Source organism: Thalassotalea marina, from assembly GCF_014656435.1.
Classification (GTDB): Bacteria; Pseudomonadota; Gammaproteobacteria; order Enterobacterales; family Alteromonadaceae; genus Thalassotalea_C; species Thalassotalea_C marina.
This window is the reverse complement of the sequence record NZ_BNCK01000011.1, coordinates 101,752-114,405: the sequence shown is the minus strand read 5'-3', so window position 1 is coordinate 114,405 and position 12,654 is coordinate 101,752. Positions and strand designations below refer to the sequence as shown.

7 protein-coding genes are annotated in these 12,654 nt (G+C 40.6%); 6 read left to right on the top strand and 1 reads right to left on the bottom strand.

The features are described from left to right. Positions 1-39: 39 nt before the first annotated feature. Entirely contained in the window at positions 40-1,509 is a 1,470-nt protein-coding gene (gene astD / locus IE199_RS19775) for a succinylglutamate-semialdehyde dehydrogenase (RefSeq protein ID WP_189774163.1), read from the top strand. A gap of 188 nt (positions 1,510-1,697) precedes the next feature. Continuing rightward, positions 1,698-2,498: a DUF1338 domain-containing protein gene (locus tag IE199_RS19770; protein ID WP_189774161.1), complete on the top strand. Its 801-nt coding sequence runs from the start codon at positions 1,698-1,700 to the stop codon at positions 2,496-2,498. 73 nt (positions 2,499-2,571) lie between these two features. Here the strand turns inward: IE199_RS19770 and IE199_RS19765 are convergent, their stop codons facing one another. Then, positions 2,572-2,907: a DUF3718 domain-containing protein gene (locus IE199_RS19765; protein WP_189774159.1), complete on the bottom strand. Its 336-nt coding sequence runs from the start codon at positions 2,905-2,907 to the stop codon at positions 2,572-2,574. A 460-nt stretch (positions 2,908-3,367) separates the two neighbouring features. On the opposite strand from IE199_RS19765, the gene IE199_RS19760 reads away from it, so the two are divergent. The 4 genes from IE199_RS19760 to IE199_RS19745 all read left to right on the top strand — a co-directional run bounded on the left by IE199_RS19760 (position 3,368) and on the right by IE199_RS19745 (position 12,465). After that, positions 3,368-7,135, top strand: coding sequence for a S8 family serine peptidase (locus IE199_RS19760; RefSeq protein ID WP_189774157.1), 3,768 nt, complete (start codon positions 3,368-3,370; stop codon positions 7,133-7,135). A 345-nt stretch (positions 7,136-7,480) separates the two neighbouring features. After that, positions 7,481-8,212 carry a TetR/AcrR family transcriptional regulator gene (locus IE199_RS19755; RefSeq protein ID WP_189774155.1) on the top strand — a complete coding sequence of 244 codons (732 nt, stop codon included), beginning with the start codon at positions 7,481-7,483 and terminating at the stop codon, positions 8,210-8,212. 42 nt (positions 8,213-8,254) lie between these two features. Continuing rightward, positions 8,255-9,364, top strand: coding sequence for an efflux RND transporter periplasmic adaptor subunit (locus IE199_RS19750; RefSeq protein WP_189774153.1), 1,110 nt, complete (start codon positions 8,255-8,257; stop codon positions 9,362-9,364). Between the two features lie 2 nt (positions 9,365-9,366). Continuing rightward, positions 9,367-12,465 carry an efflux RND transporter permease subunit gene (locus IE199_RS19745; protein ID WP_189774151.1) on the top strand — a complete coding sequence of 1,033 codons (3,099 nt, stop codon included), beginning with the start codon at positions 9,367-9,369 and terminating at the stop codon, positions 12,463-12,465. Positions 12,466-12,654: the final 189 nt, after the last annotated feature.

Sequence of the window (12,654 nt, the reverse complement as noted above, 5' to 3'; positions counted from 1 at the left end):
TAATAACTAACTACCGTTTGCAAACAGAGGAATTGAAAGATGACGCACCCTATTCAATTTATAAATGGTCAGTGGCTTGAAGGCCAAGGTGAAGAATTAACTTCACTTAACCCGGCAAAAAATGAAGTTATTTGGCAAGGTAATGCTGCTTCAGCAGAACAAGTTGATACCGCTGTTTCAGCTGCGCGACAAGCATTTGAGTCTTGGTCACAAAAAACATTAGAAGAAAGAATCGCACTCACCGAGCGTTTCGCTGAAATATTGGGCGAAAATAAAGAAGCACTTGCAACTACGATTGCAATGGAAACAGGAAAGCCGCTTTGGGAAACTCGTACTGAAGTAGGTGCGATGATAGGCAAAATTGCTATTTCTATTAAAGCTTACAACGAGCGTACAGGTACTGTTGAAAACCCTATGCCTGGTGCTAAAGCATTTATTCGCCACAAGCCACACGGTGTAGTTGCTGTATTTGGTCCTTATAACTTCCCAGGCCATTTACCAAACGGTCATATTGTTCCAGCGCTAATTGCCGGTAATACCATTGTATTTAAACCAAGTGAATTAACGCCATTAACTGCCCAAGTTACATTAAAATTGTGGCAAGAGGCTGGCTTACCTGATGGTGTTATTAACTTAGTTCAAGGACAAGTGACAACAGGTAAAGCACTTGCAAGCCATAAACTTATCGACGGTTTATTTTTTACTGGTAGTTCAACAACAGGCAAATTATTGCATGAACAGTTTGGCGGCCAACCAGGTAAAATTTTAGCGTTAGAGATGGGCGGAAATAACCCACTTATCGTAAAAGACATTACCGATCTAGACGCAGCAGTCCACGACATCATCCAATCTGCATTTATTAGTACCGGCCAACGCTGTACTTGTGCAAGACGTCTATTCATCCAAACGGGTGAGCAAGGTGATGCGTTAATTGCCAAGTTAGTTGCATCGACCAAAGCGATTAAAATTGGTTATTATGATGATGAAGAACAGCCGTTTATTGGCTCTATGATCTCAGAACGTGCCGCGCTAGGTTTAGTAAAAGCACAAGCCGATTTAATTGCGCTTGGTGCTACTCCATTGCTGGAGCTAACGCACAAAGAAGCGGGTACCGGATTTGTTACTCCAGGTATTATCGACGTAACAAACATTGATATGCCTGATGAAGAACATTTTGGTCCTTTACTAAAAATATACCGTTACAGTGACTTTGACGCGGCTATCGACGAAGGAAATAACACTTCATTTGGTTTATCCGCTGGTTTATTGGCTGATAATGCCGATGATTACGAGCACTTCTTTAAGCGCATTCGTGCCGGTATTGTCAACTGGAATAAACCAATTACTGGCGCTAGTAGTGCAGCACCATTTGGCGGCATTGGAGACAGTGGCAATCACAGAGCAAGCGCATATTACGCAGCTGATTACTGTGCATTCCCTGTAGCATCAGTTGAAGCAGACAAAATGACCTTACCTGAGAGTTTATCTCCAGGCTTGAGCATTAAATAAGTGTTAAAGATATACCCTGAAAAATTAGCCGGGAAACGTCCCGGCTTTTACAAGTCCATTGATCAAATTTAGAACCATTTTTAACAATGGTTAGCCTCTTTGTTGCCGAAATTAAGCGCGTACGTTAATCATTGTTCACACCCACCCCTTTATTTTTTACTGTAATTAGTTGTAGTGAGAACTTTATTATGAGCATTGAAGTTAAAAGCTTATTTAACAATATTTGGCAAAATTATTTAGACGTAACTCCGTCTGCACAAAAAATTCATCAACTTTTAGGATCGGGAAATGATGTGATCAACGATCATGTTGCTTACCGTACTTTTAATATCAAAAAAGTAGGCATTGAAAAATTAGCCCAGCATTTAATTGCACTTGGCTATACAGAGTGTGGCGAGTACCACTTTGAAGCTAAAAAGCTATACGCAAAACACTTCGAACATGCTGATACTACTTTACCAAAAGTATTCATTAGCGAATTACTTGTAGAAGAGTTTTCAGAGCAAGCGCAGGCAATTATTCATCGCATAGTGGATAGCATTGACGAAGCAGTTATCGCGTCTGACGAGTTTTTATACTCAGGTAAACAATGGGATATTTCTTACCAAGAATATCAAACCCTATTGGCAGAAAGCGAATATGCAGCTTGGTTATCTGCATGGGGTTACCGTGCGAACCACTTCACGGTAAGTATTAATCATTTAGCGAACTATAATGATATTGAATCTGTCAATCAGGCGTTAAAAGATGCAGGTTTTGCGCTAAACGCTACAGGTGGTGAAATCAAAGGTAATGAAGAAGTTAAACTTGAACAATCATCTACTATGGCAGACAAAGCAAGTGTTGCTTTTTCTGATCAAACTATTGAAATTCCATCGTGTTTTTACGAGTTTGCTAAACGTTACCCGCTAGAAAACGGTGAACTATACACAGGTTTTGTTGCCGCATCTGCTGATAAGATTTTTGAAAGCACCAACGTAGCAGCTTAATTTAAAAAAGCATCTAGATAGCAGTCACCCTTCTGCTATCTAGAGTTTTACTTGTGTCATTATTCATACCCAGTTATTTTTCTTCCAACGTATTTTTTGCAATATCGGTAATGCTGGTAAGGCGTGTTCTTCTATCTAACATATTGAGCATTTTTTCTGGATTTTTACCGTGTTTTTCAACAAACGCTAAAATATTTTCTCCGTTGCAAGTTACTTTTGTCGCAATAAACTTGTCAGAATAACCTGAGTTACGCATTTCATTGAACATAGCCACGCGATTTCCTTCAGCAGCTTTAATACATAAATTAGTTTCAACTGATTCGTCAACGGCGTTAAATTCTGTTGCACTAACAGACATAATCATTCCAGAAGTTAATAAAGTTACTAAAGCTAATTTTTTACTAGTCATTTTCATTCTCCAACGATTTAAACTTTTGTCATCAGCACAACATGCACTGCTCACTAATAAGAGTGGTCGGAAAACAAAAAAAAGTTGTATGAAAAGTTCCAGAGAATGTAAACAAAAATGTCGAAACTACCGACAATTTCGTAGCAAAAAAGTGTGTATTATTTAATCACATTGATGATAAATCTAAATTTTTTGCCTTTGTAGTTGTGGGTAAAAGAAACATACTTAATTACATTCGCTCATCTGATGAAACAGTATTTTTGCCCCACGGAAGCATTTTTTTAGTACAAAAAACTCTTAGTTTGTTCATTTTTTCACTTTCTTTACAATTTTTTTACATATACTATGGAGCACAGTGAGTACTAGTTCGCCCCCTCTAACAACACTTACGGTTGTATTTTCTGTATTCACATAAAAAAACTACTATAAAGAAACATGTCAAAAACCTTAGGGAGATACCATGAAGAATAAGGTCGCACTTGCGATATCCGCAGCGCTCGTTTCATTATCTACAAACAGCGTCGCTTCACAGGCAAGCTTTAGCTCACTCGATAACACTGCTAGAGCTAATACAAACTACCAAAAAAACAAACAACAAACGGTAGGTGAAATTCAGCCCGTATTTACTCCTGAGAAAAATTTAGCGCCGGGAAAACATCGCTATTTTGTTCGATTACAGGAAAGCCCGGTAGCCTTGTATCAGGGTTCCAACCCTAAATATGCCCCAACAATTAACCAAAAGATTAACGGTAAGTTAAACATTAACGCAAAATCAGTTGTTGATTACCGTCACTACCTAAAACAGCAACAAGAAAGCGTATTAGCTAAAGCTTCAAGCATTATTGATACTGATGCGGTAAAACAACAGACAACGCTAGCCTTTAATGGCTTAGTTGTTGAAATGACCCAAGAGCAAGCTAAACGTTTTGCCAAGTTACCTGGTATTGCTCATATTAAACGCGAAATTTTGCGCTTCCCAACTACAGATGCAGGCCCAACAATGATAAAAGCACCTGCTATTTGGGAAGGCTCAGCAACGGGTACAGCAAGCCAAGGTGCAGGAAAGATAATAGGTATTATCGATACCGGTATTAATACAGATCATCCATCATTTGCCGACGTTGGCGCAGATGGCTTCGACCATACCAACCCTTGGGGTGCCAACATATATTCTGGTGATTGTGCCACAGCCGAATGGAAGCACTTATGTAATGATAAATTAATTGGCGTACACAGCTATCCGTTGGTTACTGACCAATATGCTGACAAAGATGATACTGTTCCAGCCAATGGCGAAGACCATAATGGACACGGCTCCCATGTTGCAGGTACAGCTGCTGGTAACGTATTGCTTAATCGTCATTTACCTAACGTGGAGGGTGAAGACTCTGGCGTTGTATTTGAGCGAATGTCAGGTGTCGCCCCACATGCCAATATCGTTTCTTATCAAGTGTGTAAACCAGGAGAAAGAGATAGTATCGACTTTGGCGGTTGTTATCCTTCATTAGCCGTTCTAGCGGTTGAACATGCAATTGAAAATGGTGTAGATGCACTTAACTACTCTATCGGTGGTGGTACTAGTGATCCTTGGCAAGATCCTGACGCACTTTCTTTCTTGGCCGCTCGAAAAGCGGGCATTCATGTTGCCACATCGGCAGGTAACGATGGCCCAGATCCACAAACTGTCGGCTCACCAGGCGATGCACCTTGGATAACAACTGTTGCCGCATACACGCATAGTCGAGTTATGACTGAAAATGGTTTATCAACTTTTGTTGGTGGTAGTGTACCTATGCCTGAAATGATCAGTGGTGAAGGCTTGACAGGTAGCTTTACTGGAGAAGTTGTTTATGCGGGCAATTTTCCTAATGCAAATGATCCTGATGGCGACCCTGCGCAATGTTTGCAACCTTACCCTGAAAATACTTTTGCGCAAGACACTATCGTACTGTGTGACCGAGGTAGCATTGCGCGAGTAGACAAAGGTAAAAACGTCAAGGCTGGCGGCGCATCAGGTTTGATATTAGCCAATATTCAAGGAGGAGCTGACAACCTAGCCAATGATGCCCATGTTTTACCAGCAGTACATATTAACGCTGATAATGGTGATCTAGTTAAAAGCTGGTTAAACAGTGGCGACAACCTCCTTGTAACGATAAACGGCAGACATTTTGAGTATGATGAATCCGAAGCAAAAGTTGCAGCAGGTTTTACCTCTCGAGGACCAAATGGTGCAGTACCAAACGTTATAAAACCTTCAATAGCAGCACCAGGTGTTGATATCTATGCAGCATATGCTGACAATCAATCAGATGCTTTTAAACAGTTTCCTGATCCGTCTGATTATGGCTTCTTATCTGGCACGTCAATGGCAAGCCCGCATATTGCAGGAGCATTGGCTATCTTGTCTGATATTCAACCGACTTGGACACCAGCACAGCTCGAGTCAGCGTTAATGTTAACTGCAGATCAATCAACCAAGAAAGTCCAAAATAATACCCTAGTACCATCAGACTTTTTTGATATGGGTTCAGGTTACGCCAATTTAGAAGCCGCGGCAAAAACTGGTTTGGTGATGAATGAAAGTTACTCTGGTTATATGCAGGCTAACCCCTTGGTTGGCGGTTCACCAGAAAATATCAACTTAGCGACTATGGCCAATGCCAACTGTGTTGACACTTGTACTTGGACGCGTACAGTAACCGCCACACAAGATGCTGCGTGGTCAGTGTCAAATACTGCGGCAGATGGTTTATCGTTAACTGTTTCTCCAAGCAGCTTTTCACTTGAAGCGGGTCAAAGCCAAGAAATTACCATTACGGCAGATGTTACAGCTGCAGATGCAAACTGGAACTTTGCTAATGTTGTTTTAACCTCAGCAGGCTTACCTGATGCTAAATTGCCTGTGGCAGTAAAAGCTAATGGGAACAACCTTCCTCGTATGTTTGCAATGAATGCACAACGAGATCAAGGTTCAATCCTATTTAAAGGATTAAAAGCAAAAGATCTGTCAAATATCGAAGTGAAGGTTTATGACAAAGTCAGCCCATTGCTTGATCCAATTGTCATGAGCGCCGCCCACAAAAAATGGGCGGGTATTACCCTAACTTTAAATACCGACGTAGCAGTACTTAACTTTAAAACGTCAGATGCTACCGCTCCTGACTTTGATCTTGAAGTAACCGACGCTCAGCAAAATTTATTAGGTGCAAGTGGAACCGCCACTTCTGATGAGTCGGTGACCCTATACAACGTACCGGCTGGCGAATATATTGTGTGGGTTTTCAACTATGAAGGTTCTCAACCAGACGATGAAACGTTCAAAGATGACATCACCATGAATATTAGTTATATACAGGCTGATGAAGCGTCTCTTAGTACTAATGTAACGGCCAACGTTGAAGAAAATCAAAACGATTTTACTGTGGCCTTTGCGTGGGACACTGCAACCTCGGTTATGGGTCTTGTTGAGCTTGCATCGTCAGATAGTGAAGCTATGTATCAGGTTCCATTTGAGATTAATCGTGTCCAAAATGACGTAGTTAATCAAGTTGGCTTTTCTGGTGAACTTAAACCGGGTGAAAACCAAAAAGTTACCATGAATGTTGCACCTAACTTTAGCGATTCAGAAAAGGTGTATAAGCTATCAGCGGCATTATCTGAAGGACATGAAATTACTAATGTAAGCCATGATGGTGTTGTTTCAGGTAACAACATCAGTTGGACCATTGAACGTAAAGTTGGTGAATCAGCAGAAACCTTGCCAATAAGCTTTGATTTCATCCCACGTAAAAGTGGCGAAAATCAAAACTTACAATTAACGAATACACTAGCAGGCAATGAAGTCTCAACAGACTTTGAATTTGCGGTGAAAGACGTTGCACCGGTAGCTGTTATCAAAGCGCCTGCGGTCGCCAAAGAAGGTACCACAGTTACCTTAAATGGTGATGCGTCGTTTGATGATAACAATGACGAAATTACTTATCTTTGGACTAAAACAGCTGGCCCTAGCGTTTCATTTAACGCTACCGCGCCAAGCATAAGTTTTGTTGCTCCTGATTTTAAAGGTAATATTAGTTTTCAATTACAAGTCACTGACACTAACGGTAATGTCGCTACAACGACAAAATCTGTTGCTATTAGTAAAAAAAGTAGTGGCGGTGCGTTTGCTTGGTTGACCTTATTACTATTACCATTATTAAGCATTAGACGTAACAAGAAACATTAGCGCTTGATTTGTAGATAAAATAACACCATAAGGCCACCAATATGTGTGGCCTTATTTTTATCACCTGTTTTTAAAAGCCAACCTACTTCAAGAAAATCATCCGATTAACGTGTTGTTCATTTAACGTCAAAGCTCCATGTTCTTGTTAGAGCAAATTCTAGTGGACTAATAACGATGGCATTTTGATGTCACCCACGGCCTTTCCCTCTCATTGCTGACAAAACCTGAAATAACAACTTGACAATATCGCCAGTCAGATCAAAAATAACCGCATTCGAACGACATTTGAATGCGGTACGAATACCGTACGAATGACGTTATTTATAAAATGAGTTGGAGAAAATTATGGCGCCAGCCCCTAAATTTAGCCATGAAGAGCAAGAAGAGTTAATACTGAATGCCGCTGCAGAGTGCATACTCGAAACAACGGTTATTGACTTTACCATGTCGTCCATTTCAAAGGCGGCGGGGTTATCCATGGGCTCGATTTACAAACATGTGCAGTGCAAAGAAGATATTATTTTTGCTTTGGCGACTCGTGTATTCCAAGCTCGAAGAAAAATTTTCCAGAAAATTTTGCTGATGGACGAAGGTTTAACGACACCGGAAAAAATTATCGCGTTAACTTTATTGAGTCCTAAGAAAATCCAACTTTATCCGTTTGACAGTGATTTAGAGTCCTTCTCTGCTAATGAAATTGTTATTTCTCGCGCATCAGCTTTGTGGACTGACCGAATGATCAAATCATATGAGGAATGTGAAAATATTTTTAATAAGTACATGCATCAAGCTGCATATGACGGTGAATTAAAACTTAACGGTAACACTCAGCAAACCATTGATGAAATCAATTTAGGCTGTTGGGCACTAAATGAAGGTTTCCAGTACGTTGATCGCATCATACAAATTAGAAATATTTCCGAAGGAACGGACTCGCTAAAAGAAGCTGCGTCGCTTGATGCTCCTGTCGTTAGAAATATGAAACGACTTTTGAATTCTTACACTTGGCGTCAACAACTTGATGACCAAGGTATTGAAAAAGCGGCTGCCATTTTGATCAAGTTTGGACTTCGTTAGCGCGTTTTCCACCTATTTTTTTGTTTTATAAGGAGAGTATTAATGAACATTCATCGCTGGTTGGTCGCCATTCTCATCATTGCATTGACCATATCAGGATTAGGATTTGTAAAATTTCAGCAAGTTCAGGCATTTATTGCTATGGCTGAATCTTTTCCCGAACCTTCAGCTACGGTTAACACTACAACCACCAAGGTCACTGAATACCAAGCCCATAACACCATAATGGGTCAGGCAGTGGCAACACAAGTGGTTAACTTGCAAAATGAATTGTCAGGCCAAATTACCCAAGTGAATTTTAAAGCGGGTGATACTGTTAAAAAAGGTCAGCTGCTCATTGCGTTAAATAGTGCAGAAGAAGAAGCTCAACTATTAGCCGCAAAAGCAAATTTTACCTTGGCTAAAAATACCTTTGCTCGAATGGAACAACTGTTTAAACAAGAGAAAATCAGTCAGCAGGAATATGACAGCGCCTCAGCTGAGCTTGCAGTTACCAAAGCAAATATTAAGAATTTGCAATCTATCATTGCCAAAAAGCGCATTGTTGCACCTTTTGACGGCACAGCTGGGCTTGATACCTATCAGGTAGGCCAATTTTTATCAGCAAATTCTGCTATCACTACTTTGATTGGTCAAGAGCCACAAATTTGGATCGATTTTCAATTACCACAAACACAGCAACATCTAGCTGTTGGTGAAGTAGTTTTTGTAAAAGCCATTAAGCAAGGTGCTACCGACTACAAAGCCGCTAAAGTCATTGCTAAAAATAGCCAAATTAAAGCGCAGTCACGCCACTTGAGCTACCGTGCAGTGTTAACCGATGGTCGAGATTGGCTACAACACAATGAGATGGTTAAGGTTAAAGTTTTAGAAGCAAAACAAAACGTTGTACTTGTACCAGCTTCTGCAATCAACCGAGATAGAAATGGTAATTATCTGTATACGCTAAAACAAGATAAGGAAAATGACTATCGCGCACATCGTGTCGAAGTTACCTTAGCTAAACGTGAACATGACAACCACATTGTACTTTCTGGTATAGAAGAAGGAGAACTTATTGCAACAGATGGTGCATTTAAATTACGTCCTGGTCTGTTAGTTTTTCCAAAATTAGAAAATACCTTAAGCGCACGTTTACTTAAAGGAGAATAAGCATGAGTGCGTTACACGAAAACAAATCCTCAGTCATGGACATCTTTGTTAAGCGCCCCGTACTTGCCATCGTATTGTCTTTATTGATTGTGTTAGCAGGCTTGTATTCCGCGAGTAAAATTTCCGTTCAACAATATCCAAAAATAGAGAGTGCTTCATTAGAAATCACCACCACTTATACTGGTGCTGCTGCTGATGTTGTAAAAGGGTTTGTAACCGAACCAATTGAACGTGTTGCTTCGACAGTACCAGGAGTTGACTATGTCGACTCAATTACAACCTCAGGCAACAGTAAAGTCACTGCATGGTTAAACTTAAACCATAATACCAATGATGCATTAACAGAAATGACCACGCGCCTTGGGCAAATCAAATTTGAATTGCCTGCCGGTGCAGAAGATCCAAGTGTTAGTGTGCGTCGAACTGACAGCCCATACGCGCTATTCTACTTAGATGTAAAAAGTCCAGGTCGAGCACGTAGTGAGGTAACTGACTATTTAACGCGTAATGTCACCCCTTTGTTAAGTGATATTCCTGGCGTACAAAAAGTAACCTTAGAGGGTGGTCGCAACCCTGCTATGCGTATTTGGATTGATACTGACAAAATGGCAGTGTTTAACTTAAGTGCCATGCAAGTGTTTCAGGCGATAAATACTAACAACACGATTGCGACACTCGGTTACAGCGAAAACAATCGCCAGCGTGTTGATGTTATGGCCAATACTACCTTAAAAACGGTTGAAGATTTTAAGCAGTTAGTTGTTGCTGAATATGAAGGGGCACAAATTCGCCTTGCCGACATTGCCAGTGTTGAAATAGGTGAAGAAGAAGGTATGGTCAACGCACGTTTTGATCATAACATCACGACCTTTTTGGCGGTTTGGCCGTTACCCGGCTCTAACGAGATTGATATTGGTGATCAGCTTTATAAAAAGTTAGACGATATCAATAAAACACTGCCTGATAACATGCACATTGAGATTGGTTATGATGGCACCCTGTACATGCGCGATGCAATTAAAGAGATATTCACTACATTAATTGAAACCGTATTGCTTGTCGGTATTGTGGTCGTCGCCATGATGGGATCATTTCGTACTGCCATGGTCCCCCTTATTACTATCCCAATTTCTATATTAGGCGCCATTGCAGTAATGTCATTAATGGGCTTTTCACTCAACCTATTAACCATTTTGGCTATTGTATTGTCAGTGGGATTAGTGGTTGACGATGCCATTGTTGTGGTGGAAAACGTCGCCCGCCATATGCGCGAAGGCAAGGGTCGATTTGAATCAGCGTTGATCAGCTCTAGGCAGTTATTGGTCCCTGTTATTGCAATGACCTTAACGTTAGCTGCAGTTTATGCACCTATTGGTTTCTTATCAGGGTTAACTGGCTTTTTATTCCGTGAATTTGCCTTTACCTTAGCGGTCGCAGTATTAATTTCTGGTTTAGTTGCCATTACACTTTCACCTATTATGAGTTCGTTTGTATCGCCAGAAGGTGGCAAAGAAGGTAAACATACTCAACGTATTAATGGCTTATTTGACCGTATCAAAGGCTTCTATTTACGTGCTTTGGACAAAATATTCGCCTGGCGTGCTCAAGTTGCCTTTATCGCCATTGTATTTAGTTTATTGGTTGTACCGTTTTACATGTTGTCGCAAAAAGAGCTGGCTCCAGTAGAAGATCAAAGCTCAATACAAGTGGTTGTTGAAGCGCCACCAGAGTCGTCACTTGAATATATATCAACTCACATGAATGAGGCAGTTGACGTATTAAAAACTACCGATGGCGGCCAATACGTATGGCAAATTTTAACAGCGTCTGCAGGTTTTGGCGGTGTAGAGCTTGTGCCACATGATCAACGTGAAAAAAGCGTACATGAAAGTTTACCTGAGCTTTATGGCAAATTAGGCACAGTTAGCGAACTAACGTTATTACCGATATTACCTGCGGCATTACCAACAGCTGGGCAGTTTGACGTAGAAGTTGTGTTACGTGCCAATGATGATATTGGAAAGATGCGCGAATACGCTGAGCAGATCATTGCCAAAGTCTATCAATCAGAACAATTTATGTTTGTTGATACCGATTTAAAAATCGATTTACCACAAACTGAATTAATAATTGACCGTGAAGTTATCGCAGATTTAGGTTTAACCTTGGCTGATGTTAACAATCAACTTAGTGTTTTGATGTCAAATAACTACGTCAATCGTTACAACGATAACGGCAAGGCGTATCGAGTCATTCCTGTTGCTGGTAAAAGCGAAAAATACAATCCAGAAGATGTATTAAGCATGCAAATTACCACACCAACTGGTGACTTAATTAAGGTATCGGCATTTGCTGAGCTCAAAGCGATTACAGGTCCACGTGTCCTAGGCTCGTTTAATCAGCAGCAGTCTTTCCGTATTTTTGGCGGTGTTTTACCACATATCACCAAAGAACAAGGGCTAAGTACAATTGAAAACATAGCAGCTGAGATTTTACCTGCTGGTTATTCGGTTGATTACGCAGGTGAATCACGCCAGTTGCGTAAAGAAGGCAATACCATGGTCAGTGTGTTATTGATCTCATTAGTGGTGGTGTACTTTGTATTAACGATTCAATTTAACAGCTTTAGAGATCCGCTCGTTGTGGTACTTGGCTGTGCTCCACTAGCGCTCAGTGGCGCACTTGCACTTGCTTTTGTTGGCTTTACCTCAATCAACATTTATTCGCAAATTGGCTTGATCACGCTAATAGGTTTGATTGCTAAAAATGGTATTTTGATTGTTGAATTTGCTAACCATATGCAATTGCAGGGAATGAACAAAGTTGATGCGGTAAAATCTGCAGCCTCTACCCGATTACGCCCTATTTTGATGACGACGGCGGCAACTGTTCTGGGTCACTTCCCACTGGTATTAGTGACAGGTGCAGGTGCTGAATCAAGAAACAGCATAGGTATTATTTTGGTTGCCGGTATGATTATAGGTACTTTCTTTACCTTAATTGTATTACCTGTACTTTATAAGTGGTTAGCGACAGATCATCGTGCTGAACAAATACCTGATGAGTCTGAGCAAAAACAAGAAATGCCGATAGCGGCCTAGGTTATTGCACCGATAGGAGTTAGCAGTAAATTCACCCAATTTTCTGCTAATTATCCCATACCCTATCGGTGTATTTTTTTAGTATGTTGCTTGTTCTGACAACCTAAAAAACAATATCAATTACAAATAACGCTACTCCTTCGAAAACTTTATCCCAGAAACTTTTAGATTTATCTCGCTGTTGCTGTT

Excerpts from the sequence above, each read along its gene's own strand:
- IE199_RS19760 (WP_189774157.1), top strand. The coding sequence starts at position 3,368 with ATGAAGAATAAGGTCGCACTTGCGATATCCGCAGCGCTCGTTTCATTA.
- IE199_RS19745 (WP_189774151.1), top strand. The coding sequence starts at position 9,367 with ATGAGTGCGTTACACGAAAACAAATCCTCAGTCATGGACATCTTTGTT.
- astD (WP_189774163.1), top strand. The coding sequence starts at position 40 with ATGACGCACCCTATTCAATTTATAAATGGTCAGTGGCTTGAAGGCCAA.
- IE199_RS19765 (WP_189774159.1), bottom strand. The coding sequence starts at position 2,907 with ATGACTAGTAAAAAATTAGCTTTAGTAACTTTATTAACTTCTGGAATG.
- IE199_RS19750 (WP_189774153.1), top strand. The coding sequence starts at position 8,255 with ATGAACATTCATCGCTGGTTGGTCGCCATTCTCATCATTGCATTGACC.
- IE199_RS19755 (WP_189774155.1), top strand. The coding sequence starts at position 7,481 with ATGGCGCCAGCCCCTAAATTTAGCCATGAAGAGCAAGAAGAGTTAATA.
- IE199_RS19770 (WP_189774161.1), top strand. The coding sequence starts at position 1,698 with ATGAGCATTGAAGTTAAAAGCTTATTTAACAATATTTGGCAAAATTAT.